At 64.8% G+C, this 25,808-nt stretch carries 21 protein-coding genes and 1 riboswitch; of the genes, 5 read left to right on the top strand and 16 right to left on the bottom strand.

Going from position 1 to position 25,808, the window contains the following annotated elements; translation table 11 throughout:
• Nucleotides 1-5: 5 nt before the first annotated feature.
• The 11 genes from ACXJKC_RS18140 to priA form a co-directional block, all read right to left on the bottom strand.
• Nucleotides 6-557, bottom strand: a complete 552-nt coding sequence (locus ACXJKC_RS18140) for a hypothetical protein (protein ID WP_456698142.1) — start codon at nt 555-557, stop codon at nt 6-8.
• Entirely contained in the window at nt 550-1,446 is an 897-nt protein-coding gene (locus ACXJKC_RS18135) for an ECF transporter S component (RefSeq protein ID WP_456698141.1), read from the bottom strand. The genes ACXJKC_RS18140 and ACXJKC_RS18135 overlap by 8 nt, the downstream gene beginning before the upstream one ends.
• Nucleotides 1,443-3,053: an ABC transporter ATP-binding protein gene (locus ACXJKC_RS18130; RefSeq protein WP_456698140.1), complete on the bottom strand. Its 1,611-nt coding sequence runs from the start codon at nt 3,051-3,053 to the stop codon at nt 1,443-1,445. The genes ACXJKC_RS18135 and ACXJKC_RS18130 overlap by 4 nt, the downstream gene beginning before the upstream one ends.
• Nucleotides 3,050-4,249, bottom strand: a complete 1,200-nt coding sequence (locus ACXJKC_RS18125; RefSeq protein ID WP_456698196.1) for an energy-coupling factor transporter transmembrane component T — start codon at nt 4,247-4,249, stop codon at nt 3,050-3,052. The genes ACXJKC_RS18130 and ACXJKC_RS18125 overlap by 4 nt, the downstream gene beginning before the upstream one ends.
• 5 nt (nt 4,250-4,254) lie before the next feature.
• Nucleotides 4,255-5,241 (bottom strand): hypothetical protein, encoded by a 987-nt coding sequence (locus tag ACXJKC_RS18120; protein WP_456698139.1) that lies wholly within the window; start codon nt 5,239-5,241, stop codon nt 4,255-4,257.
• Between the two features lie 9 nt (nt 5,242-5,250).
• Complete coding sequence (locus ACXJKC_RS18115; RefSeq protein WP_456698138.1) at nt 5,251-8,490, bottom strand: hypothetical protein; 3,240 nt, start codon at nt 8,488-8,490, stop codon at nt 5,251-5,253.
• Nucleotides 8,491-8,529: 39 nt separating this feature from the next.
• Nucleotides 8,530-9,393 (bottom strand): hypothetical protein, encoded by an 864-nt coding sequence (locus ACXJKC_RS18110; protein WP_456698137.1) that lies wholly within the window; start codon nt 9,391-9,393, stop codon nt 8,530-8,532.
• A gap of 29 nt (nt 9,394-9,422) precedes the next feature.
• Entirely contained in the window at nt 9,423-11,234 is a 1,812-nt protein-coding gene (locus ACXJKC_RS18105; protein WP_456698136.1) for a hypothetical protein, read from the bottom strand.
• Between the two features lie 374 nt (nt 11,235-11,608).
• On the bottom strand, nt 11,609-16,927 hold the full coding sequence (locus tag ACXJKC_RS18100) for a fibronectin type III domain-containing protein (RefSeq protein WP_456698135.1): 5,319 nt from the start codon (nt 16,925-16,927) through the stop codon (nt 11,609-11,611).
• A gap of 150 nt (nt 16,928-17,077) precedes the next feature.
• A riboswitch (cobalamin riboswitch) is annotated at nt 17,078-17,222 on the bottom strand.
• 52 nt (nt 17,223-17,274) lie between these two features.
• Nucleotides 17,275-17,808, bottom strand: a complete 534-nt coding sequence (locus ACXJKC_RS18095) for a DUF1707 SHOCT-like domain-containing protein (RefSeq protein WP_456698134.1) — start codon at nt 17,806-17,808, stop codon at nt 17,275-17,277.
• A 4-nt stretch (nt 17,809-17,812) separates the two neighbouring features.
• Nucleotides 17,813-18,538, bottom strand: coding sequence for a bifunctional 1-(5-phosphoribosyl)-5-((5-phosphoribosylamino)methylideneamino)imidazole-4-carboxamide isomerase/phosphoribosylanthranilate isomerase PriA (gene priA, locus ACXJKC_RS18090; RefSeq protein WP_456698133.1), 726 nt, complete (start codon nt 18,536-18,538; stop codon nt 17,813-17,815).
• A gap of 43 nt (nt 18,539-18,581) precedes the next feature.
• Here priA and ACXJKC_RS18085 point away from each other — a divergent pair, with 43 nt between their 5' ends.
• The 4 genes from ACXJKC_RS18085 to ACXJKC_RS18070 all read left to right on the top strand — a co-directional run bounded on the left by ACXJKC_RS18085 (nt 18,582) and on the right by ACXJKC_RS18070 (nt 21,126).
• Nucleotides 18,582-19,286, top strand: coding sequence for an alpha/beta fold hydrolase (locus ACXJKC_RS18085; RefSeq protein ID WP_456698132.1), 705 nt, complete (start codon nt 18,582-18,584; stop codon nt 19,284-19,286).
• 61 nt (nt 19,287-19,347) lie between these two features.
• Complete coding sequence (locus ACXJKC_RS18080; RefSeq protein ID WP_456698131.1) at nt 19,348-19,953, top strand: hypothetical protein; 606 nt, start codon at nt 19,348-19,350, stop codon at nt 19,951-19,953.
• The gene (locus ACXJKC_RS18075) at nt 19,953-20,561 is read left to right on the top strand and encodes a hypothetical protein (protein ID WP_456698130.1); all 609 of its coding nucleotides are present in this window, start codon (nt 19,953-19,955) and stop codon (nt 20,559-20,561) included. The genes ACXJKC_RS18080 and ACXJKC_RS18075 overlap by 1 nt, the downstream gene beginning before the upstream one ends.
• A 19-nt stretch (nt 20,562-20,580) precedes the next feature.
• Nucleotides 20,581-21,126 (top strand): hypothetical protein, encoded by a 546-nt coding sequence (locus ACXJKC_RS18070; protein WP_456698129.1) that lies wholly within the window; start codon nt 20,581-20,583, stop codon nt 21,124-21,126.
• Nucleotides 21,127-21,136: 10 nt separating this feature from the next.
• Here the strand turns inward: ACXJKC_RS18070 and hisH are convergent, their stop codons facing one another.
• The 4 genes from hisH to hisD are packed head-to-tail and all read right to left on the bottom strand — an operon-like array spanning nt 21,137 to nt 24,769.
• Entirely contained in the window at nt 21,137-21,787 is a 651-nt protein-coding gene (gene hisH / locus ACXJKC_RS18065; RefSeq protein WP_456698128.1) for an imidazole glycerol phosphate synthase subunit HisH, read from the bottom strand.
• A complete protein-coding gene (gene hisB / locus ACXJKC_RS18060; protein ID WP_456698127.1) occupies nt 21,784-22,383 on the bottom strand; it encodes an imidazoleglycerol-phosphate dehydratase HisB in 600 nt (199 codons plus the stop codon). Before hisB ends, hisH begins: the two co-directional genes overlap by 4 nt.
• Nucleotides 22,380-23,459 carry a histidinol-phosphate transaminase gene (locus ACXJKC_RS18055; RefSeq protein WP_456698126.1) on the bottom strand — a complete coding sequence of 360 codons (1,080 nt, stop codon included), beginning with the start codon at nt 23,457-23,459 and terminating at the stop codon, nt 22,380-22,382. Before ACXJKC_RS18055 ends, hisB begins: the two co-directional genes overlap by 4 nt.
• Entirely contained in the window at nt 23,459-24,769 is a 1,311-nt protein-coding gene (gene hisD, locus ACXJKC_RS18050) for a histidinol dehydrogenase (RefSeq protein WP_456698195.1), read from the bottom strand. Before hisD ends, ACXJKC_RS18055 begins: the two co-directional genes overlap by 1 nt.
• 52 nt (nt 24,770-24,821) lie before the next feature.
• On the opposite strand from hisD, the gene ybaK reads away from it, so the two are divergent.
• Nucleotides 24,822-25,313: a Cys-tRNA(Pro) deacylase gene (ybaK, locus tag ACXJKC_RS18045; protein ID WP_456698125.1), complete on the top strand. Its 492-nt coding sequence runs from the start codon at nt 24,822-24,824 to the stop codon at nt 25,311-25,313.
• A gap of 5 nt (nt 25,314-25,318) precedes the next feature.
• Here the strand turns inward: ybaK and ACXJKC_RS18040 are convergent, their stop codons facing one another.
• The gene (locus tag ACXJKC_RS18040; RefSeq protein WP_456698124.1) at nt 25,319-25,798 is read right to left on the bottom strand and encodes a hypothetical protein; all 480 of its coding nucleotides are present in this window, start codon (nt 25,796-25,798) and stop codon (nt 25,319-25,321) included.
• Nucleotides 25,799-25,808: the final 10 nt, after the last annotated feature.

Below are 25,808 nucleotides of genomic sequence, written 5' to 3'. Positions count from 1 at the left end.
GCACGCTAACCCGTTCGGCTCTCCCGCCGGTGCAGGATCCACACCCCCGCGACGAGCAGACCCAAGACTCCGACGACGACCATCACGACGACCACGACCTCGGAAAGCGCATCACCTTCTCGGTAGGCACCGGTCCCAGGTGGTTTGGTGGCGACCTGGCGTTCTGCCTCGGTCAGTGGCCGAGGGGCGACCCGCGGTTCGGCGACGGCCTCGTCGGAGTTCTTCCGCCAAGCGACAAATCCGCCGTCGGAAACTGTCACGTCGTCAGGCGACTCGGTGCGCCGGGTCCAGGTCCCCGTTCCGTCAGAGGTCCACAGCGACCACTCCTGCTGGGAATGATGCGTCGCCGCCTCGGCGTTCGCGAACACCTCGCTGGCGGGTAGGCCCGCACCTTCGGGGACGCACGAAGACGATGGGTCACCGCTGCCGGTGTCGACGACGACCGTGACTCCTCGGCTGTTCAGGCACACCGCAGCAGATGCCGCTCCGAAACCGAATATCGGCAGGAGTATGCCGCACACCATCGCGATGAGAAGCGCGATCGAACCTCTACTCATCCGAGCCCTCCTTCTGCCTCGACCCGAACGTGCCGACGATCCCGTAGGACGCCTTGCGCGAAGCCCGCCGCAGGGTGGCCAGGACCGCCGGACCCACAATCAGCAATGCGAGCGTGTTGGTGATGGCACGACCTGTGTCCCATCCGGCGGTCGAGGTGAGCAGCGTGAACACCACGAACCGGTGGAGATTCTCACCGATCGGATCTCCGGCGACGTACGAGATCGAACCTGCGTGGTAGTAGACCTCCGCACCCGTGATGAACGGCCAGAACCAGAGATTCATGATGAAGCCGAAGCCGTACGCGACAACGATTCCGTAGGCCACGAGCATCAGGATCTCAGCTTTGCCGGTCACTTTGCGCGGTAGCAGCCCGGCGCCCATCCCGATCCACGCCGACGCCATCATCTGGAACGGAAGCCACGGACCGACCCCGGCGGTGAGCAGTGCTGAGGCGAACAAGGAGGTGCAACCGAGGACGAAGCCGAAGCCGGCGCCGAAGACTCGGCCGGCTAGAACGAGAACGAAGAAAACTGTCTCGATACCTGCGGTTCCTGCTCCGAGCGGGCGGAGAGCCGCGTTCACCGCAGACAGCACGCCGAGCATCGCCAATGCCTTCGAATCCATACCGCCCTCGGACAGCTCTGCCAGCACGACCACGATCAGCACCGGAAGGATCGCGAAGAAGATGAACGGCGCGTCCACCCCGTGCTGCATCGAGGAGGGTTCGACCTTCACGAGCAGCGGCCACAAGAACATGAGCAGGCCGCCGATCGAGGCGATCGTCAACACCAGTGCGGAGCGCGGTCCGACGCGCACGGCCTGGTCGGCGCGGCCCCACTGGATCTGTCGCCGTGGTCGCGCCGCTGCCTCATCCGCCACGTCGGTCATCGGACCCGCTCCTTCGTCATGGCGTCCTTCACTTCAGCGACCGTGAGCCACTGTTCTCCGAGAATCTTGGCGACCTGTGGAGCGAATGCGGGCGAACCGCCGAGCACATCGCGAGTCGCGCCCGAGGAGACGATCTCTCCCTCGGCCATGACGAGCGCCTGGTCGGCGACAGTGGCGACGAACTCGACGTCGTGTGTGGCGACAACCAGCGCGCGCCCCTCGTCCGCCAGAGTGCGCACGATGTCGGCGAGCTTGCGCTTGGCGGTGTAGTCGAGGCCACGCGTGGGTTCGTCGAGGAACATGACCGACGGCGCTGCCGCCAATTGGACCGCGAGCACCAGAGACAGACGCTGTCCCTCAGAGAGGTCCCGTGGATGCTTGGTGCCGTCGATTCCAGGTGCGAGGCGATCGAGCAGCGCACGACAAGTCCCGGGCTCGGCGCCGGACTCAAGGTCGCCGGTCTCGCACTCGGCGTCGACCGACTCCAGGTACAGCAGATCACTCGCAGTCTGCGGGACGAGACCGACGTGCGCTCGCGCCTCGCTGCTCTTGAGCGTCCTCGGGTCGACGCCGCCGACGTCGACGGTTCCGCCCTGTCGGGGACCCGAACCCTGCAGGCCCCACAACAACGATGACTTCCCGGACCCGTTGCGGCCCATCATCGCCAGCACCTCCCCTGCCCGGAGGGTGAGGTCGACACCGCGGACGGCGACCTTGGGGCCGTACCGGACGACGACGGACTCAGCCACCAACAACGACTTGCCCTCCGCGACGACAGGTGTGACGGGCGCGACGGAAGCGATACGTTCACGCAGCGCAGTTGAGCGCCGCCGGGCGTCCCGCACCGACAGCGGCAGCGGGTCCCAGCCGACGGCACGACCCAGCTCGACAATGGGCGGCGCGATCGGCGTCGTCTTCAGCATCGTCGCGGGATCGCCGCTGGTCACGACTCCGTCGCCGTCCACCTGGATCAGCAGGTCCGCGAAAGGGATGACCCGTTCCATCCGGTGCTCGGCGAGCAGGACCGTCGTCCCGAGGTCCTCGACCAAGCGGGCAAGCGTCGCGAGGACGTCTTCGGCTGCGGTCGGATCGAGAGCCGATGTCGGTTCGTCCAGGACGATGACGCGCGGGTGCATCGTGAGGACCGAGCCGATCGCGACGCGCTGCTGCTGCCCGCCGGACAGCGTGCGGAGCGCACGTCGCCGCAGATTGGCGATACCGAGCAGGTCAAGCGTCTCCTCGACCCGGCGACGCATCACATCGGCCTTGAGCCCGAGCTGTTCCATGCCGTAGGCGAGCTCGTCCTCGACCGTGTCGGTGACGAATCCGGCGAGCGGGTCCTGGCCGACCATGCCGACGACGTGGGCGAATTCGCGGGGCGGACGCGAGGCCGTATTGATGCCCGCCACCGTGACGGTTCCTTCCAGGTGTCCGCCCGTGAAGTGCGGGACCAGCCCGTTGAGCGTGCCGAGCAACGTCGACTTGCCCGCGCCGGTGTGGCCGACCAGCAGCGCGAGCTCTCCCTCGGGGATCGTGAGGTTGACGCGGTCCAAAGTCGGGTCCGCCTGACCGTGGTACCAAAAGCTGACGTCCTCGAGCTGGATCATCGTGCTGCCTTCTCGAACTCGCGATCGGCGGACGCCGACAAGCTCGGATCGTGGAAGGAATCGTCTGCCTCATCGATGAGGTCGGCGAACGGAGGGATCGGCGGCGGTGACAGGAAGGCAGGTACCAACCCGATGCACACCGCGAGCAACGGCCCCCACGCGAGCAGCGGCCAGGACACCGTGATGAGCGATGGGTTCAACGCTGTCGGGTCGATCCGCGTGGACACCAACATCACCACTGCAACGCTCACACCTGAGACAGCCGTGATGACCTCCGCAAGCTGCCACCTGTCAGGACGGTAGCGGGAACGTTCGACACGACGGCCCGCGAAACTGAATCCGGCGAAGGCGAACGCGATTCCGATCACGAGCATCGGTCCGCCGAGGTAGCCGGGTGTGGTGCCGTCGAGCGTGCCGTAGATGCCGACGCACAGGCCGATCAGACCGACGACCATGCAGGTACCGGTGAGGGCCCGCTGACGGGGAGTCGCCTCACCGGAGCGCCCGTATCCGCGCGAGTCCATCGACGAGGCGAGCTGGAGCGAACGGTCAAGGGCATCCTCGAGAACCGGGATGATGATCGATTTGAGGGCGCGCTTGCCGGTGGAGGTGTTGCCTCGGAGCTTGCGGGCGCGATTGACGCGCAGAGTACTCTCGGCGAGTTGCGGGAACACCGACAGCGCAACGACGATCGCGGTGCCGACCTCGTACAGGGCCGACGGCAACGACTTGAGCAGGCGTTTCGGATTGGCCAGCGCATTGGCAGCGCCCAAACAGATGATCATGGTTGCCAGACGCAGACCGTCGTAGAAGCCGCCGAGCAGCGACTCTGCTGACGTGGCACCGAACAACCGGATTCCGGCAGCCCAGGCGGGCAACGGGATCTCGGGCAGAGTGAACAAGATCGTGCTGCCCTCTCCCCCGCCAAAAATGATCCGGAAGACACATCGCATGACAACGATGAGGGCACCCAAGTACAGGTACAGCCTGAACGACATGGCCCACGGCGCATCACTACGGCGGGCGATCACGACGAAGATGACGACAGCGAGCATCGTGCCGAGCAACCACGGATTGGTCGTGCGACTTGCCGCCGTGGCGATGCCGAGCGCCCAGACCCACCAAGCGCCCGGGTGCAGGTCACGCGGCAAGTAGTAGGTGCTCACAAGTCGGACCGGCAGCCAACGAGTTGCCATGGAGGTCACAAGTCGAGCCTGACGCGGCGTCGACGACGTGCGACGAGCCATGCCAGCACACCCAGGACCAGCATGAGGCCCACTGCGATGAACGGGGCCATATCGCTGGCGTTGGCCTGCTTCTTGATGACCTCGTTGACGTCCGGTGCGTCCTCGCCGCCGCTGAACGTGACATTGTCGGCCGGATCGGCGACGACGTTCTCCTTGGTCGTCTGACGCGGCTCCGGAGCTGGGAGGCCCTTGTCGTCAGTGGAGTTCTTGTCGTTGTCGGGATCGTTGGGATCGTCGCTGGTGCGACCGTCCTGGCCGTACTTCTCCTCAGGCTTGTAGCCGTTGTCGGCGGTGGATCCTGGTTGGCGCTCGTTCGGGTCGTTCGTCGTCGGCGCGTGTTCTTCAGGCTCGACGCACTGGCCGCCCTTGGTGCCGGGGCGGACCGCGGCGATACGCGGGAGTGGATTCGTCTCGGCCGTGGCGTTCAAAGAAAATGACCAGCCCTCGAAGCCTCCTTGGACGTAGTCGCGATTCTTGACGCCCCATTGGCTGTACTTCCAGGCGCAGTTGTTGCCCGCGTGCCAGTACGACCAGTACGCCGATGCGGGCGGGGTGTCGATACAGGCCTCGCGGTATCCCTCGTTGCCCTTGATGGCCAGCTTCTCGATCGCCGACGGTCGGTTCTCGACTCGACAGATGAACGATTCGCCCCAGCGCTGGACGCCGGAAATCTGGAACCCGGCGTTCTTGAGCGCATCGAGGCCCGTGCCGCGGGTGCCCGATGGATTGCACCGGACGAGCGTCTTGCCCCCGAGGCCCTGGAAGTCGACGACAACTGTCACGCCTTTGTCGCTCTTGCAGAATCCGGCGTATCCCTTGCCGTTGTCGACCGCATTCGCCGCGCCGGACGTCGCGATGCTGGTGGCCGTGATGGCCACGAGGATTGCGACGACGGCGCCGACGAACAGCGCGCGTACCGGTCGCGCGGTGAAGTGGGGCATGGATACCTCTCAGGTCATTTCTGTTGCAGCAAAGCTGCGTGAGTGAGCAACTGGCCTGCGTCGCATCGCCAGTCCCGCGCCGAAGGCCGCAGCGACAAGCACCAGAACTCCGGTGCCTCCGGCGGCAAGCAGCCACCAGTCGACGGCGGCTCGGCCCTGAGCCGCGACCTGGCTCGGAGCGTCAGGCCTACCTACCGGTACCTGGACCGCCGCAGTCAGCGATAAGCCCGGCGTGCTGAGCCAGGATCGCCCGACGAGACCGGGTGCAGCTGCGGCGCTGGCCGCCAGATCACTGGTGGTGATCCCTCGCCTCGTCGGTGCCCCCCCGTCCTTCTGGAGCATCGCGGCAAGAAGGGTGCTGGACGCTCGGACATCGAGACCGACAGCCTGCTTGCCGCCTGCGACCTCCGAGATCAGCGCCGGGCTGCGTCCCGCATCGGCGTCGATGAGGCCGCCATTCGGTGCGCCGGCCTGCTGGAGGCTCGATGCTGCCTCGACCAACGCGTCCCAGCGCTGATCCGACCAGCCGTCGGGTGCATCCTCGGTGCTGGCTGAGACTGGCTTGACCGCTGGCAGGTCGAGGCTGCTGCCGCTGGTGACGTTGACCGCCTGCACTCCGAGCGCTGTCGCTGCGAGATCTCCTACTTCGCATTTTTCGCCGAGCTCGGCCGGGAATCCGCCGTCGGCGCAGCGGCTCGCAGTGAGCACCTCGATGGCGTCGTCGGCACTCTCGGCGGACGCGACCGTCGACAGGATCGCCCACGCGTGACGACTCGTGGACGCGGTCTTGTCGGCGTACGTACCCGTGTCGGTGAAGACTCCGCCAGAACCGCGGATTGCTGCCAGCTTCTCGGCCAGTCTGGCCGCGGTCTTCTGCGCCTTCTTGCCTGGCGTAGATGCGGCCACGAGCTGGAGTTTCGCCAACGGTTCGGCGTATGCGGCATCTGCCTTTTCATAAGGCGCACCTGCGGCGAAGGCCGCGATGGATCGCTTGTCGAGCACGAACCGCGCGGCACGATGGGCTGCCTTCGGCTGCTCGCCCAGCTGGCGGAGTGCCATGACAACCTGGGTTGTCAGGTCGTAGCTGACATAGCGCTTGCCGTCCTGCTCGACTTCGATGTGGTCGCCGCCCATGAGCTGGCCGGCAAGATAACGTCCGAGCTGTCCGGCTGGTGTGGCGGATCCGGCTTCGGTCGTCGACGATGAGTCTGCCGGCGGTGTGACGACCGTCGAAGGTGCGGCCTTCGTCCCGTTCGGCTTCGGAGGCACGGCGGGCGATCCCTCCTCCAACGGGGGACGCTTGATCGGGTCACGAGTCAGAGGCTTCTTGCCGAGGTCGGCGAAGGAGACCGGCGCCAGTGCGAAGATCGCCTGCGCAGATGCCCGTCGCCACTGGTCACGGCCCCGTATACCGTCGCGCTTGGCACCCACGAGCGATTCACGGTTGTAGGCGATCGCACCGATCTCGTTGGCAAGCCGGTTTCCTGCACCGTTCGACTTGGTCACCGTCAGCGACCGGACGTAACCCGCAGCGCGTTTGTAGGCTGCGGACCGCCCTGCTGCGTGGAGTGTCTGGGCGATGAGCCCGGTGCTGTTGGCGTTGGAGCCCTCGGTGGAAACACCGCCGCCGAACGAGCCGTCCGGCCGCTGGACCTCGAGCAGCCATTCGACGCCTCGGTCGATGGCCGGATCGAGACCTGTCACACCTGCGTCACGCGCGGTCATGAGCGCCTGGATACCCATGGCGGTGCCATCGCCGTCGGGCGCATCCTGGTCCTGGTCGCAGGTCTTGCCATGACGGTCGAACATGCGCCAGTAGCCGGCCGAACACTGTTGACGGATGAGGTAGTCGACCGGGAGCCGGTCGACGCCACCTGATCTGGCCAACCCCATGACAGCAAGCGACTGACTGAATGTGTTGGTGTTGTCGATTCCGAGGCCCCGATCACTCAGGCGTCCGGTAGTCGTATTGACCAGCCGCTCGGTCTCGGCGCGCAAGTCGTACCGCTGGGGCGTAACCCTGCCGTCGGCGCGCATCACGCGACCGAACGACCGTGGGTCCTTCCCGGCGACGACCGCCGCGAGTAGGAGCTTGGCCGTCTGACCTGCGCGTCGGACGCCGGTGTCCTTGAACAGCTTGATGCCCATGTAGTCGCCGGCATTGAGGTCGACAGCCGACGTAACGGTGCGGGCCGTGCTGCTGCCCGTACCTGCGGCGTACAGAGCCCACAGGGTGTCGATCGTCAGACCCCAGTCGTTGGGCTGGTCCTCTGTCGGAATCGGTGCCGGCATTCCACCTGACACGAGCTCCCGGATCAGCCAGGCCGCGGTAGCTGCCGCACCCGACGTGTTGACCGGAACGGGTTCAGGATCTGGAACGGAGCCACCCGAGACGACTTTCAACGTGTACGACGTCTGCACCTTCGAGCCGTCCGTGCCGGTGGCTTCGATGACAAACGTGTGGTCGCCCGCACGTGAGGGCGTGATGATCCGTGAACCGCTGGCGACGGGGGTGAGTTCTCCGGACCAATCGCCCGAGGCGACCAGACGGGCAGCCTTTGCGCTGCTCCACGACAGGGTGACCGACTTGCCCAGGACGAGCGGTGGAGTGAGCAGGCCCGAACTGATCGACACGGTCGGCGCGTCCGGATCGATTGCGTTGTTGACAGGCTCGTAGCCGGGCTTCGGATTCGTCTCGGCGGTCGCGTTCAGCGAGAACGACCAGCCCTCGAACCCTCCGGGTGTGACCGTGCGGTTGGTGACGCCGTACTGGCTGTACTGCCAGTCCTCACCCTTACCATCCGCGTGCCAATATCCCCAATAGCCCGCTGCCGGCGGGGTGTCGATGCACTGTTCCGTGTAGTTCGGATAGCTCGTGATCGGGATGGGTTCATTGGCGGCCGGACGTCCCTCTATGCGACAGATGAACGACTCGCCCCAACGCGCCACTCCGTCGATCCGGATTCCGGCATCCTTCATCGCCTGCAGCCCTGTGCGGGGCTTGCCCGCCTCCCCCGGTGAGCACCGGACGATCTTTTCAGCCGGTTTTCCGTCATTGCCGTCAAGCTCGCGAAAGTCGATCACGAAAGTGGTTCCGGTCTGGGCATCGCTCCCGGTGCAGGCACCGCCGTAGCCGCGCGACGTGTCGATCGCGTCGGCGCGTGGGGGGATCACCAGGGCCAGCAGCACCAGGCTGGCCACGACTCCTGTCGCGGCCAGCCTGCGGGCCGGTCGGGTCATTGCGAACATCAACTCTCCCGGTCCTTCTCTACCAGCGTCCGCCGCAGGTCACTGGACGGTCAGGGTCGCGGTCGAATAGACCGGGCCACCGGTCCCCGTGGCCCGGATCGTGTAGACGTATGTACCCGTCGCGGTCGGCGTGATGGTCTGGGTACCGCCCGGCGAGGTCAACGGCCCCGACCAGGTGCCTCCGCCTGTCGTAGGGCTGACCGAGAAGGCCGTATTGCCGGTCGAGTTGGTCGACGTCCAGGTCAACGAGGTGCTCTGACCCAGATTGATCTTGCGATCGAGGTCATCCACCGAAAGGCTGACCGTCGGATTGCTCGCACCGACGGCGGGATTCGTCGGCGTCACGCGGGGCACCGGGTTGGTGCTCGCCGTGCGGTTGAGGGAGAACGACCAGCCCTCGAACCCGCCGGGCGTCACATTGCGATTGGCAGCGCCATAGCTGCTGTACGTCCAGGTACTTCCGGCTCCGGTGGCATGCCAGTAACCCCAGTACGCCTGAGCCGGCGGGGTGACAACGCACTGCTCTTTGTAGTTCGGATTTCCGGTTCTGGGGATCGACTCGGTCGCCGACGGACGATTCTCAAGACGGCAGATGAACCCCAGCCCCCACTGCGCCACACCGGCCACCGCGATCCCGGCGTCCTGCAGCGCTTTGACGCCAGTACGCTGCGTGCCCGGGTTGGCATTCGGCGAACATCTGGTGATGGTCGGGGCCGCAGTGCCGCCGTTGCCGTCGAGCTCCTGGAAGTCGATGACGACGGTCACCCCGGTCAATGCGTCGGAGCCCGTGCAGATTCCGTCGTATCCCTTGGTCACATCAATGGCCGATGCGGGCGCCGGCAGCGATGCAGCCATACCCAGGAGCAGTGCCAGGCTCGCGAACAGTGAAAGTGCCTTCTTCATGACAGTTCCTGCCTTCCGTTGGTTGCTCATCACTTGACGACCTTGAATGTGTCTGTGCCCTTACGCGTCTTGGCGACACCCTGCACGATCACTCGCTTACTTCCCTTGGACGAGTTCGCCTTGAAGCGATAGGTGTACACGCCGCGTGTCGAGGCGTAACCGCGCTTGACCTTGCGACCAGTCACCTTGACGCTCACCCGTTCACCCGGGAGAAGGCCCTTCACGGTGACCTTGACGGCCATGCCGCGTTTGACCTTCGGCGTCGCAGAGACGCTCAGCTTCTTGCGGGCCGCGGTTGCCAGCGTGCGTGCACCGCTGCGATTGCTCGCTGAGCCGATCAACCGGAGAGGCCGGCCCTTGTGGGTGCCGAAAGCTGCCGGGACCTTGATCGTGGTCGAGACCTTGCCCTTCGCGTCGGCATGGCCAGCGCGCAACTGCGTGCCCGACAAGGTGATGCGGTATGCCTCGTTCGGCGCCAGCCCTGCGGCCTTGACCGAAGTGTGGGTTCCGACCGCCACAGGACGGGCCGACGCGGACAGCGCGAAGGTGGCCGCCGGCGGTGCACTCGGTCCGGCGCCGACGAGTGCCGAGAAGGTGGTCTGGGACAATCCGAGCGAAGCTTGGGCGCTGGCCCTGATCCATGTGTCGCGGCCGACGATGCCCGCGGTCCGCGCGGATTCATAGTCGCTCGGTTTGTAGGCGATGGCACCGATCTCATTCGCGAGGGCGTTGCCGCTGTCAGCGGCGCCGGTCGCTTGCGAGTTCTTCAAGAAGGACACTCCGGCATCGACGGCTTGTGCCGCCCCGCCTGCTTCGGCCAGCGCCTGCACGATGAGGCCGGTGCTGTTGGTATTCGGCGCCTCGGTGCTGACACCGCCACCCCACCCCCCGTTGTCGTCCTGGTGAGCAATCAACCAGGCGACGGTCTTCGTGATGGGGGTATCCAGGCCTGAGGCTCCTGCCTTCTTCGCGGCGAGCATGGCCGAGAGCGCGAAGCCTGTGGTGTCGCCGTCAGGAGCCGACTGATCGCCGGCCTCGTTGGTCTTTCCTTCGTCGCATGTCTCGGTCTTGCGGATCACGGTCGGGTTCTCAGCGTCGGTGTACGGAGCCGTGGAGTAGAAGATCCGGAAATAGCCTTCCGCGCACTGCTGGCTCACCAACGACTTGACTGCCATCCCCGCAGGCGCGTTATTGGCGAACGAGACTCCCGAACCCGCCAGTCCGATCACCGCAAGCGACTGGCCGAACATGTTGGCGTTGTTGCTGACGTAGTCCCTGAACTCTGGATTCTTCGAATAGTCGTTGACCCGTCCTTGGGAACCGGCGATGTATCCGGAGAAGTCGACATCGGTCTTCACGATCGTGCCGAGCGTCTCCTGAACCATGTCCGAGCCCCCGAAGGCGCGCGGATTCCGCTTCGCGGCCAATGCGGCCACCAGAACCTTGGCAGTCGCACCGCCGGTGATGATGTCCTCGAAGCCCATGCCCGGCACGAGTCCGTCCCACGTGAAGTAGTCGCTGGCGTGCCTTCCCTCGTCCAAGTACTTGACAATCGGCTCGGCCAGCGAATGGTCACCCGAAGCGGCCATTGCGATGATCGCGTCGATCATCAGCCCGTGGTCGGGCAGCGAACCGCCGAGCGGGTTCTGCAGCGTTCCGTCGTCCTCGAGCTGATCGGCCAACCAGACCGAGTTCGCCTTGGCGGCCGGAACATCGGTGGCGGCTGAGACAGGCGACGAAAGCGCGGGGGTGAGCAGGGCCGTCGAGAGCAGCCCGGCCAGTACGGCGCGGCGAGGGGTTCTTGAACGGCGGGACGATAGAGCTGTGTAGCTGTGAAACATCACAGATGCCTTCCTGCTGCAGTGCAGGAAGGCAAGGGCGAACCCTTTCCGAACGGAAGGGCCGCTCTACCGTGCACTCGCGACAGCGAATAGAGGAGGGGTGCTTCCAGCAGGCATTCCGACTCGCCACCTCTCGGTGGCCTACGGTTGCGCGTCAGTGCCGGGATTTGACCGGCTTCCCCTGACTGGATGCGGATATGAATTTGTGTTGCAGACGGAACATAACAGATCCTGAGCGGGAACTGAGACCCAGCGACGCACGTCACACCCTTGATGAGTCTGACGGGCAACCCGGGTGGGATCCAGGCCAAGGCCCGGGTCGACATGACCGCATCGATCACGTGACCCGGGCCCTGGCCGGTTGGCTCAGCCGATCACTTGACCACTTGCGTGACAGCCTTGCGAGCCTTCGCGGAACCGACGTAGGTGTCACCGCGATAGGTGACGGTCACGGTCTTCCTGCCGGGCTTGGTGCCCTTGGCGATCTTGACCTTCACGACTGCCTTGCCCTTGGCATTCAACGTGACCGTCCTGGACTTGCCCGCCACCTTGACCGTGACTTTGCCTGTGGCCCTGATACCTGGTGCGGTGACCGTGACTGTGTAGGTCGCGGTCTTGCCGCGTTTGACCTTCTTCGGTCCCTTCACCTTCACGGAAGCCTTGGCCTTGACGACCTTCACCGCGACTGTCTTGGAGGAAGCGCCGAACGAGCCGTCGGCACCGGAGTACGACACCGTCAGCGACCTGGTTCCAGGCTTCAGCGACGTGGCAGGCAGCTTGAGAGTCGCCTTGCCGTTGGCCAACGTGGCCGCGACAGACCTGCCACCGACCTTGGTCGAGACCTTGCCTGTCGGCTTCGCGTCGCCCGTCGTGGCAGCCACCGTGACCGTCACAGATCCTGCCTTGCCGTAGGTCATCTGACCTGCGCTGGCAGAGACCTTCGTGCCTGTGGACGGAGTCGAGCAGCTGGGCTGAGGTGTCTTCGGATCGGCATCCTCTGCCGAGAGGAAGCCGAGTGACTCCGCTCCGAGGCCAAGGACTGCCTGTGCCGAAGCGCGACGCCACTGGTCCCGATTGGTCGAACCGATTCCGTCTCGCATCGCCGTCGACCAGCCCTCGGCGTTGTAGGCAACCGCGCCCAGTTCGGCCGAGATCGGGCCGACCGTCGAGCAGCCGATCTGCAGACCCTCGATGAACGATGCGGCCTTCTTGGCTTCTTCGGACTTCCCCACTGCGAACAGCGCCTGAGCAGCCAGGCCGCTCGTGTTGGTGTTGCCCGGGCCGAACTGTGACGGGAAGCCGTCCCGAGGATTCCGCGCGAGCATCCAGTCGGTCGGGCGTGCGACGGCGGGATCCGTCTTGCTCACACCTGACGCGAGCAGGGCCTGAACGGCCATTGCCGTGGTGTCGACATCGGCCGAGCAACCCCCTCCGAAGCCGAACGCGCCGTAGTTGGCGTGGGTCGGGACCGAACAGGCCATCTTCTCGAACTTGTCGACTACAGCCGCTGGAACTCCCTCCTCCGTACGTGCCAGGGCAAGGATGCCCAGCGACGTCTTGAAGGAGTCGGAGGTGTTCTGCCAGGAGCCATCCGGTTTGACGGCCGAACGCAGGTCAGCCACCAAGTCACGCGTTCCCCCTTGATTCGGGAACTTCGAGGGATCCAAGCCCGCGATCTGGAGAGCCAGGACCGTCTTGGCGACGAACGGCCACCTGCTCGCCAGGTTGCTCGGCGTGCCGGTGTAGGCGGAGCCCGAGTGGTAGATCGCGTCGGCGGTTTCGGCGATCTGGTCACCGGCGACCCCAGCACCTGCCAGGGCGAAAACAGCGTCCGCCGTCAAACCCCAGTCGGTGTTGGCGCCGTAGCCCAATACATCGTCATTCGACGCCAGTTCACGAGCCAGCCAAGCCGCTCCGGCCTGCTTGGCCTTGATCGTCGCCGGAGCAACGATCGGCGCATCAATTGCTGCGCCTCTGCGGTGCAGCGCGGCCACCGCAGAGTTGAGCGCCTGTATCGCTTCCGCCACCGCAGTCTCGCCAGCCTCCGCATCAGCAGCCACAGCCTGGGCTGCGGTCAACGCCGTCGCCACGCGCGACCAACTAGCGGTCGTGTAATCGGCCTGATCTTTTGCCTGGGCAGAGGCAATCGCCTGCGTAAGTGCAGTCTTGTCGAGACCTGCCTTCGCAGTCGCCGTGTCGGTGAAAAAGCCTGCGCCTTCTGCGTTGATCGCTGCGACCTGTACGTCGTAGGACGTGCCATCGGTCAGCCCCGTCAGAGTCTGCGACGTCGCCGTCCCGTAGCTCTGCGTCGTCCAGTTCTCACCGGAATCTGCCGAGAAGCGCACGCGGTAACCCGTGATGGTCGAACCGCCGTCGGACGGAGCCGTCCACGACGCCTTCACCGAATTGCGGAGCGGCTTCAGCTCAAGGTCGCTCGGGACGCCCGGAACAGTTCGCGGCGTCACCTTCTGGCTGGCCGTGTACGTGCCGATCGCCGAGCTGTTGACGGCTGCCACCTGCACCTCGTATTCGGTGCCGTTCGTCAGCCCCGTCAGGGTCTGGCTCGTGGCGGTACCGAACTTCTTGACCGTCCAGTTGTCGCCACCATCGCGGGAGTAGCGGACGTTGTAGCCGATGACCGGTTGGCCACCTGTTGACGTCGGTGCTGTCCACGAGAGCTCAGCCGAGGCATTTGCGTGAGTCACCTGGAGCCCTGTGGGCGCACTCGGCGCGTCGGGGCTCGTGGTGACCTTGTTGCCGTGCACGTAGATCGTCGGCAGTCCGCCGAAGTGGTACGGACCGATCGCCACGGCGGCTAGGTTGGCAGGCTTTCCCTCCAACGGAATGTGACGGTGGAACGGCCATTCGGCTCCGAGGCCACCGATGAACATGTCGCCGTTGAGCGCCTTGTCGCCGGTACCTGTGTAGGTGTAGTTGATGTTGAAGGTCGTGATGGCCGTCTGATACTGCGTCGCCTCGTTGCTGACCAACTGCGTCGCACCGTCGTAGTACGTCAGCTTGCCCTTGGTACCGGCGCTGAACGCGGGGTTGTAGATGCCGGCGAGCTTCTCGACACCGCCTTCGATACCGCTGATCGCGATGCGCGCATTGTCGCCCGCAGCGAACGACTGGCCCGGATTGGTCGTGTTCGTGATCGTCACGTCCACGCCCTTGGCGCGCACGACGCGGTACTGCACCTTGCCGTCGTTCTTCAGCTCGACGATATTGCGGCCGCCCTTGAGCTTGACCGTGACGCTGCCGTCCGACGCCGCGTCGTACGCGTTCCAGCCATCGCCCCAGTCGCTGACGTTCAGCGGATCGTGCACGCGGACTGTCGTGCCATCTGCCGGGGTGAACGTGAAATCGCGCTCTTCAGCAGTCTTGTCGAAGTAGAACGTGTCGAGCTCGTTCTTCACGTTGATGCCGGTGTCGAACGTTCCGACATTGCCCCCGACATTGACGACGGCGACACCGGTATTCTGCGGATCGATGCCGTTGAACGACCAGTTCGTGTTGCCGGGCGTCCCGTTGTCGTTGGCTGCCAGATAGTGCAGCGGGCCGTACGTGATCTTGACGACGCTGACACCAGGGCTCTCGGCCTTGATGCGCAGCTGACGGCGACCGTCCTGACCGATACGTCGGGTCGTGACGCTGTCGCCTGCCAGCTCGAACTTGTAGTCGGGTTCGACGAACAGGTTGTTGATCTGATCGAGCTGGGCCTGCTGGGTCCGGATCGTGTCGAGGTCGAAACGGTCACCGACATCCAGGTTGAGCACACCAGTGTCATCGAGGTTGGTGTAGAGACCTCGGTTGTCACCTGCACCCAGGCCCGGGATCAACCATGCGGTGTCCTGACGCCCGGCCAACGGGGTGAGGTCCAATGTGTACTGAGCCCCTGCTGAGGCGGCCGCGACCGTGAAGATCTTGGCCACCTTGTCGGTCGTTCCCGGGATCACGGCCGAAGCGATGTGCTGCGATGTGTACGGCGTCGTGGTCGTCGGAACGTAGATGTCGTACTCGTTGTTCGACAGCGAGTCCACCTTGGCCAGGGGGTGCGCCGTGTGCTCGGCGAAGTGCTGAGCCGTGCCGTTCTTCCACGACAGTGTGACGTCTGCGCCGTGCGTGACCTTCAACGAGAGCCCGATCTCGGCGACAGCGATGCGGCTGATCGCCGTCTGAAGAGCCAGCCGTGCACCGTAGACCGCCGCAGCGGACGCATCAGCGTCGTCATGGACCGTGGTGGCCTTCGTGATCGCGTCCTGCAGCAGGGTCCACCGGAACTCGGCCGCCGCTGCACCATGGCCGATTGCCTTGGCCTCGTCGGTGACGGTCTCCAGTTCGCCCAGATCGGCGGCGCTGGCCTTTTCGGTGACGCCGGCGAAGTACTGGGAGAACGAGGCTTTGTCGTAGTCGCCCCGGTCTTGGTTCGGAACGACAGCCTTGACCGTGCGATTGTCCGGGTCAGCGTTGTTCGAACCGTTGAAGGTCGAGGCATTCAGCGACGGCTTCGTGGTGTGCAGGAACGTGATGCGCTCCAGCGTCGTGATGCCGTTGAACGTCGTGGTGGAGCCGAAGGTGTAGGTCTCGGCGGCGACCACGACGTTGCGGAGCGAGCTGTTGCCCTGGAACGGATTCGCCACGGTGTAGTTGGCGACGGGAGGCAGGCTGACATCGGTCAGCGCAGTCATGCCGCTGAGGGCGTAGGTCGTCGCGTCCACCGCACCCGACAGGTCGAGCTCTTCGATCGACGTCCCCGCGTACGAAGCGTTACGCAGATCCGTGTAGTCCTGAGCGTTCAACGTTCCCGTGATGCTGAGCTTCTTGACGACGCTGTAGTCGTAGTCGCCTGCGGTCTGGCCGAAGTCGCTGACCAGCTTCTCGCGCAGCTTGGTCAGGAACTGACCCTGTGCAGTCGTGGTGAGCCGAACCCACGAAGAAGCTGGGTCCGCGGTGTTCAGTGCTGTGAGCGAAGCGGTGACCTGCTGCTGCGTGGCAGTGGGATTCACGGCCGTCGTCCTGGCCGTGGCAAGTTCTGCGTCAGTAGCCGTTGCGGTCTTGCCCTTGCCGATGCCCCTGATCAGATCGGTCTTGTCGACTTGGGAGAAGTAGGACTCACTCTCCCAGCAAGAATCTGCCAGGCCGAGGTCGCAGCCATAGCCGTACAGCGTGAACTGCCACCGCATGACGTCACCATCGTGCAGAGTCAGTGCACCCGCACCGACCTGGGCCGTCACGTTGTTGACCGTGTACATCCAGCCAGACATGGAGTTGTAGTCGGGCGTGCCGAGGTACGCGTCTCCGTCGGTGCCGGTCAGCTCGAATCCCGGCTGGCTCGTGATGTACGACGGAACGTTCGCGGTTCCCTTGTCGAAGCCCTTGACGCCCGACAGGTACCAGCCCGCGCTGCTGGTATCCCCAGCGTCCAACGCGGTGAACTGGTGCGATGTCTCATCCAGGACGCTCTCGGTGACAGCCGCGGCCGTCGAGCCCTCCGGGACCGTCACCTTGACCGGCTCGACGTAGTAGCCCTGACCGATGTTGTAGCCCTCGAAGGTCACGTAGACCGATATGTCGCTTGCTGCTTGGGCGGCCGGAGCCAGCCCCAGCACGAGGGCAAGTGTGGTGAACGCGCTGATCAGCGCTGCTCCCACTCGGCTGCGACGCCGTCTTTCGATGATGGACCGGGATCCCATGAATTCTCTCCTTGCTCGGACCCCGCAGAGGTAAGGCATGGCAGAGAAAACGTCCCGATCGACACAAAACTCCGCGTCAGAGAATCTGGCGCGGAGCTGTTATCGAATCGGAGAACGATTCGGCCATGTCCCGCTTTCCGCGGCAGGACTTGGCCAGACACCCTCGTGACAGGTACTCCGACTCGTGGCGCGATCGCTCACGCCACACACGGTTGCGGGACAGCGCCGGATTCTCACCGACTTCCCCCAGCACGAGTGCAACTGGTTACAGCAAGTCACGATTTCCGTGACTCAAGAACGGACCTTAACGCATTCCCGCGTAGTCAGGTCCTGATGTGACCGACGTCCTATCCCAGCCCGCGCCGACGACGACGCTTGGCAGCGATCTTGTCCTCGATCGCCTCGATCCGCGACTCGCGGTTCAGCCGCATCGAGAAGTAGCCGATCCCCACGCCGAGGCTCGGGAAGATCGGCCAGAAGAACAACAGCCCGCCGCTCGCGATACTCGTGGCACCCCAGATCGCCACGCACAGCCCGGACACGAAGATCCACCCATTGCGGGCGTCGCGCAGATCGCGCTGGTACTGGGTCACCGCCTGGACCTGCAGGCTGGAACGGTTGGCCGCCTGCCTCACGACCGGGGCGGGGGTCGCCACGACCAGGTCGGTCAGCAACGCTGCAAGCCCGCCCACGAGGCGGGTGCCCAGGACATCGGCACTCCGTGCCTCGAACTCGTCGCGGGTCAGCCTGCCGTCGGCATAGGCGTCGCGCAGCACCGTGACGGCATGATCGCGGTCGGCATCGGTCGCCCTGAGCAGCGCAGCGTCCGGCTCGCGAGGATCGGCCGAGAAGCCCGACCAGATCTCCGCGCCCGACGCCATGGGTTCAGACCTCGCGTACCGCGGCGAGGGCTTCGGGCAGGGTGAACGCACCGGCGTACAACGCCTTGCCGATGATGGACCCTTCGACGCCGAGGTCGGCAAGCGTCGCGATGTCACGCAGGTCCTGCAGGCTCGACACGCCGCCCGAGGCGACGACGGGCTTATCGGTCACGGCGCACACCTGACGCAACAGGTCGAGGTTGGGCCCGGTCAGCGTGCCGTCCTTGGTCACGTCGGTGACGACGTAGCGGGCGCAGCCGTCGCGATCCAGGCGCGCCAGGGTCTCGAACAGGTCGCCGCCGTCCTCGGTCCAGCCACGGGCAGCCAGCGTCGTGCCGCGTACGTCGAGGCCCACCGCGATCTGATCGCCGTACTGGCCAACGACCTTGGCGCACCAGTCGGGATTCTCGATCGCCGCTGTGCCAAGGTTGACGCGTGTGCAGCCGGTCGCCAGCGCCGCCTCCAGCGAAGCATCGTCGCGAATGCCGCCTGACAGCTCGACCTTGACGTCGAGACGGCCGATGACATCGGCGAGCAGCTCGCGATTGGAGCCCTTGCCGAAGGCCGCATCGAGATCGACGAGGTGGATCCATTCGGCCCCATCGGCTTGCCATTGCAAGGCGGCGTCGAGCGGGGAGCCATAGGAGGTCTCACTACCGAGCGCTCCTTGGACCAGGCGCACGGCCTGTCCATCGGCGACGTCGACAGCGGGCAGAAGTTCAAGAGTCACGACGTGATGTTATCTGTCGGTGGCCGTGTCTACCGTGGGCGGTATGAATCTCATCCTCGTTCCCGGTTTTTGGCTCGGCTCCTGGTCGTGGCAGCAGGTGACGCCCGCGCTCCTGGCCGCCGGTCACGACGTCACACCCGTCACGTTGCCCGGACTCGAGTCCGTCGAGACCGACCGGTCGGGAATCGGCTTGGCCGATCACGTCGCAGCAGTCGTGGCGCTGGTCGACGCCGCCGATGGTCCGGTGGTTCTGGTTGGTCACAGCGGAGGTGGCACCGTGATCCACGCCGTGGTCGATCAACGGCCAGATCGTATTGCCCGCGCGATCTACGTCGACAGCGGACCGCTCCCGCACGGCGTGGCGACCAATCCGAATCTGCCGGCCGACGGCGCCGATCTGCCCCTACCCGACTGGGATGTGTTCCGCGCAGACGGCTCCCACGATCTCGACGGATTCAGCCAAGAGCAGCTCGGCGAGTTCCGGGAACGCGCCGTGCCGCATCCAGTGGCTGCCGCGCGCGATCCTCAGGTGTTGAGCGCTGGCAAGGGACGATACTCGGTTCCGATCACGCTGATCTCGACCACGTTCACGCTCGACCAAATTACGTCGTATCGCGATGCGGGCGAGGAATACTTCGCCGAACTGCCGAAGATCACCGATGTCACGATCGTCGAGCTGCCCACGGGCCACTGGCCGCAGTTCACCGAGCCGGAAGCACTGGCGGCGGCGATTCTCGACGCCATCTGAGACCGGTGACGCAACTGTCATTCGCCCGTGAGCGGCCTGCGCGCGGGTTACAATCTGTCACATGCGCACCATCACACACTTGGCCATCAGCGGCCTTGCCACCATTGCCGTGCTGACCGGCACCGCCGTCACGGCCGTGGCCCAGTCCGACAAAATCACGGACAAACGAGCCGACGTCGTGCAATACGACGGGATCGAGGAAATCGGAGGCAATGGCACGGTCCTCAATCGCGCTGACAGTCTCGCCAGCGGTATCGACGCCACGAGTGCGACGGTGAAACACAGCAAAAAGAGCCTGAAGGTCACGATCCGCGTCGCCGAACTGACCAGCCAGGAGATCTCCGCCTACGCAACGATTCGTCTCAAGGGTAAGAAGACCCCCAAGTACGTCATCTACAGCATCAGCAAGAAGAAAGTCGGCGTCTTCAACTTGAGCAATATGAAGCGACTGTGCACCGGCAAGCAGACCAAGAAGGCCGGCAAGAAGGGCACCATCGCGTTCAGCGTCGCCCGCTCGTGTCTCAAGAAGCCCAAAGCCATCAAGGTCGAGGTCGGATTGGGCCGTTTGATCGAATTCGATGACGAGAACTTCACGATGTACGAAGACCCCATCTCGCCGTCCGCAATCCGCAGGCCAAAGGCCACCGGCTGGCTGAAGGCCAGCTGATGCGAACTCTCACGCATATGGTCGCCGGCAGTCTCGCAGCGACGGCACTTCTCGCCGGCACCGCCGTGACAGCTTCGGCACAGTCCACCACGATCAAGGACAAGCGCGCCGACGTCGTGCAATACGACGGATACGCCGACGACGACGGCACGGTGCTCAACCGTGCTGACAGCATCGCCGCAGGTCTCGACGCGACAAGTGCGAGCGTGAAGTACGGCAAAAAGACGCTCAAGGTGACGATGCGATTCGCCGACCTGACCACAGGGACGATCCAGGTCTACGGCGGCATCCGGGTCAAAGGCAAGAAAACTTGGCCCAGCTATCAGATCATCAGCGACGGCTCCAAGAACCGGGTCGCGGTCTACAACCGCAACTATTCCAAGTACCTATGCAGTGGCGATCTGACACGCAAGAACGGTGTCCGAGGAACTGTCACCTACCGGATCGCCAACTCCTGTTTCAAGAAGCCCAAGCGCATCAAGGTCCAGACCGGCGTGTACGGGTTCGTCGGCGACCCTTCGCGTGCGGACGTCACCATCCATGACGAGTCGATCTCGTCGTCCAAGGTCAGGTCAACGACCTTCACCAAGTGGCTCAAGGCCAACTGACAACATGAAAGACATGCATATGCGCACCATCACTCATCTGATCGCTGGCGGCATCGCCGCCACTGCGCTTGTGGCCGGCACGGCCGTGACGGCTTCGGCACAGTCGACCACGATCAAGGACAAGCGCGCCGACGTCGTGCATTTCGAAGATGTCGAAAATGACGACGTGGGGACGGTTCTGAACCGAGCAGACAGCATCGCATCGGGAGTGGACGTCACTAGCAGCACCGTCAAACACGGCAAGAAGTCGCTCAAGGTCACGATTCGATTCGCCAACCTGGCCAAGAGCCCGGTCATGTTGCAGAGCGAGCTCCGGGCCAGAGGCTCGAAGAAGATCTACAACGTCGCCAATTTCGGGTCGAACAAACGCGTGTCTGTCTACAACAGCTCGTACAGCAAAGAGCTCTGCAGCGCCAAGTTGAGCCGCAAGGCCGGCAAGAGCGGGCGACTGTCCTTCACGATCCCCCGCTCCTGTATCAAGAAGCCGAAATCGCTCAAGATTCGCAGCGTTGTTGGCAATTTCCCCACCGGAACCGCAGCCGATCCGTTCGTCGCGACGCTCTGATCCACCTCGATCAGAGCGTCGCGAGCCAGTTCTGCAGCAGTTGGCGTCCGGCATCGGCGGACTTCTCAGGGTGGAACTGGGTCGCCCACAGCGGACCGTCTTCGACCGCCGAGACGAACTTGTCGCCGCCGTACTCAGTCCAGGTCACCTGTGCCGCGGGCAACGCAGGTGGACGGCTCAGAACCCAGTCCCGCAGGCCGTACGAGTGCACGAAGTAGAACCGTTCGTCCTCGATGCCGGCGAACATCCGCGAGCCGTCGACAGCGTCGACGGTGTTCCAGCCCATGTGCGGAACAATGGGAGCCTGCAGGCGCTCGATCACGCCCGGCCATTCGCCGCAGCCTTCGGCACGCACACCATGCTCGATGCCCTCGCCGAACAGGATCTGCATACCGACGCAGATGCCCAGCACCGGCCTGGAGGCGATCAGACGTCGTTCGACGAGCCGGACCCCGTCGACCGCTTGCAGGCCGCGCATGCAGGCTTCGAAAGCGCCCACGCCCGGCACCAAAAGACCGTCTGCATCGGCAACCTTGCGAGGGTCGCTGGTGAGTTCGACGTCGGCACCGGCCCGCTCGACCGCGCGAGCGGCCGAGCGGACATTGCCAGAACCGTAGTCGAGAACAACGACCCGGGGTCGGGTCGCAGAGCTTGTCGTCACAAAGCGCCCTTGGTGCTGGGGATGCCTGACTCACGCGGGTCGATCGCGATCGCATCGCGCAACGCCCGGGCAACCGCCTTGAACTGGGCCTCGGCGATGTGGTGCGGATCGCGCCCCTCGATGAGTTTGACGTGCATTGTCATCGCGGCGTGGTGCGCGATCGACTCCAGCACATGCGCGGTCAAGGAACCGGAGTACTGGCCGCCGATGATCGCGGTGATCTGACGCTCGGGTTCGCCGCTGTGCACGAAGTACGGGCGGCCTGAGACGTCGACGACGGCCTGGGCCAGTGACTCGTCGAGCGGGACGAGCGCGTCGCCGTACCGTTTGATGCCGACCTTGTCACCCAGAGCCTCACGGAGTGCCTGCCCCAGGCAGATCGCGGTGTCCTCGACCGTGTGGTGAGCGTCAATGTGCAGATCGCCCTCGGTCTTGACCGTCAGATCGATCAACGAGTGACGCGAGAACGCCGTCAGCATGTGGTCATAGAAGCCCACGCCGGTCGAGATGTCGTTCGTGCCGGTCCCGTCGAGATTGACCTCGACCAGGACATGGGACTCAGAGGTCTTCCGCTCGATGCGTGACGTACGGCTCATGTCGCGACTACCTCTTTCAAAGCGCCATAGAAGGCTTGCATTTCGGCCGGCGTACCCACGGAGACACGCAACCATTGATCGGGACCAGTCTCCCGTATGAGCACTCCGCGGTCGACAAGGCCCTGCCAGATCGCGTGTCGGTCGGCGAACTTTCCGAACAGCACGAAGTTGGCGTCGGATTCTGCGACGTCATATCCCTGCTCCTGCAGCCAGGCCGCGAGTTCGTCGCGGGTGCTCCGCAACTCGTCCACCCGGGCCAGGAGTTCGTCGGCGTGACGCAAAGCAGCCGTCGCCGTCGCCTGGGCAACAGCCGACAAGTGGTACGGCAGCCGGACGATCCGCAGTGCATCGATGATCCCCGCGTCGGCGGCAACATAGCCCAGCCGCCCACCGGCCAGCGCGAACGCCTTGCTCATGGTGCGCGAGACCAGCATCCGCGGAAACTCCGCGAGCACATCGAGTGCACTCGGTGTGCCCTCACGACGGAATTCGGCATAGGCCTCGTCGACGACCACGACGCCCGGGGCGGCTTCGGCAATCGCCCGGATTGTTTCGAGTGGCAACGCCGTGCCGGTCGGATTATTGGGCGACGTCAGCAAGACGACGTCTGGCTTCTCGGCCGCGATCAGTGCCAGTGCCCGTTCGAGGTCGACCGTGAAGTCGTCCTCGCGCTGTCCGATCACCCAGCGAGTGTGAGTGTCGCGGGCGTACTCGGGATACATCGAGTACGTCGGGGCGAACGACAGCGCGGTCCGTCCCGGGCCGCCGAAGGCCTGCAGGATGTGCAGCATGACCTCGTTCGAACCGTTCGCCGCCCACACCTGATCGCCGGACAGCCCGTGGCCGAGGTAGGCGGCAAGACCGGCCCGCAATTCGCCGGCCTCGCGATCGGGATAGCGGTTGAGACTCGTTGCGGCAAGACGCACCGACTCGGCGATGTCAGCGGCAACCGCAGCGCTAGGGGCATACGGATTCTCGTTGACATTGAGATTGATGACATCGGAGATCTGAGGAGCCCCGTAGGGCTCGAAGCCACGCAGGTCCTCGCGGATCGGGACCCAGGAAGGAATCGGCATCAGCGATCCATCCTGATCGACACAGCGGCGCCGTGCGATGGCAGATTCTCTGCCTCAGCCAGCGTCACGACGTGATCGCCGACGTCACGCAGGGCCGCTTCGTCGTACGTCACGACATGCATGTTCTTACAGAACGCACGCACCGACAGACCGGATGAGTGGCAGGCACAGCCCGCGGTCGGCAATACGTGATTCGATCCGGCGGCATAGTCGCCGAGAGAAACGGGCGTGAACGACCCGACGAAGACTGCTCCGGCGTTGACGATGCGGGCAGCGACCGCCGAGGAGTCGGCGGTCTGGATCTCAAGGTGTTCGGCGGCATAGCCATTGGCCACGTCGATGGCTTGATCGATGTCGCGCACCAGCAATGTCGCCGACTGGGTGCCTTCAAGCGCCGTGCGAATCCGGTCAGCGTGTTTGGCAGATGGAACCTGGCTGATCAGCTCGGCCTCGACGGCCGCTGCCAGAGCCTCGCTGTCGGTGATCAGCACGCTGGCCGCCATCGGATCATGTTCGGCCTGACTGATCAGATCGGACGCGACGAAGGCAGCGTCGGCCGTGTCGTCGGCGATGATCGCGATCTCGGTCGGACCCGCTTCGGCGTCGATGCTGACAGTTCCCTGCAGATACCTCTTGGCTGCTGCGACATAGATATTGCCCGGCCCGGTGATCAGATTGACCGGGCGGCAATCGACTCCGTCTTCTGACGCCGCGCCGTAGGCGAACATCGCCAATGCCTGGGCGCCACCGGCGGCGTACACCTCCTCGATCCCCAGCAAGGCGCACGCCGCCAAGATCGTGGGATGCGGAAGCCCACCGAACTCCGCCTGAGGCGGACTCGCCAAAGCGATACCGGGCACACCTGCGACCTGCGCCGGGACGGCGTTCATGATGACAGTGCTGACCAGCGGTGCCAGCCCGCCGGGAACGTACAGCCCAACTCGCTGCATCGGCACGATCCGCCGCTCGACCCTCGCGCCGGGCGCGACCTCAGTCGTCAGCGAATCTTCCAGCTCGGCCTCGCAGGTCTGACGCAGCCGCCTGATCGACTCTTCCAGCCCGGCCAAGATGTCTTTGTCGAGATCGTTCAGCGCATCGGCCAGCGCCTCGGCCGGAACCCGAAGTTGGGCGGGACGGACCCGGTCGAACCGCTCCCCTGCATCGAGCACGGCGACTGTGCCGCGCGCGCGAACGTCCTCACAGATCGGCCTGACGGCGGCCAGCGCATGCTCGACATCGACCTCGGCACGCGGCACCGCCGCGGCGTAGACCACGGAAGCTTCGGCGGCAGCTGGGTTGAGTTCGCGCAGGTCAAGTCGTCTTATCACGACAGCAAGTCTACGGACGGGCTACCGTGGCCTTGTGGCCGCCAACAACAAGCCCACCGACGCGACACCCGCATTCATCGCGCTCCATCGGGCGAATGTCCCGTTCCTCTCGCACTCGTACGTCCATGACCCGCGTGCCGACTCGTTCGGCATGGAGGCGGCACGAGCGCTCGGAGTCGAGCCCGGACGCGTTTTCAAGACGCTGATGGCGCTGATTGACGGCGAATTGTGTGTCGGTGTCGTCCCCGTCATGGGCTCGCTCGACCTCAAGGCACTGGCCGACGCGCTCGGCGGCAAACGGGCCCAGATGGCCGATACCGGACAAGCCCAACGCGCGACCGGATATGTCATCGGTGGGATCTCGCCGATCGGGCAGAAGAAATCGCACCGGACCGTGATCGACAAGTCGGCCGTTCAATGGCCGACGGTCTTCGTATCCGGCGGGCGACGCGGACTCGAAGCAGAACTGCATCCGACCGACCTGGTGCAGCTGACCCAGGCGGTTGTGGCGCGGATCGCCCGGTAGTCGGCTCAGACCTCGGGGAGGTGCCGACGGTCCAGACAGATCGCGAGAACGACCCCGGCCAGCCCGGCGATCGGCCAGACCAGGAATGGCGCCAGCGCGTCGACTTCGAGCGGCGCCGAGATCTTGTCGCCGACGGCGCCGCCCACGGTCGCCGGATCGGATGGCCCGAGCTCGACTCCGATTCGCCAGGCGAGGATCGCCGCGAGCGTCGTCAGCACGATGACCAACGGGGTGATCGGCCAACCCAGCTCTTGCAGCGTCCAGCCGATGCCGATGCCGGCCAGGAGCGAGCCGAGTACGCCGATCCCGACGAACAGGACGATAACCGAGAATTGCCCCTTGGCCGCACCTTCTGTCAGCGCGATGCCATTATCGCGAACCACCCACTGCGCGGGCTCTGCCAGCCACAGCCAGATCAGACCTGCCACGAGCCCCATGGCGAGGACCCCGATCGACGCCAACGCGACCTGGCGTCGCACACTCACGACTGATTCT

The sequence above is a fragment of the Aeromicrobium sp. P5_D10 genome (genome assembly GCF_054049535.1).
The sequence above is the reverse complement of the archived record's forward strand: the minus strand, read 5'-3'. Positions and strand labels throughout refer to the sequence as shown.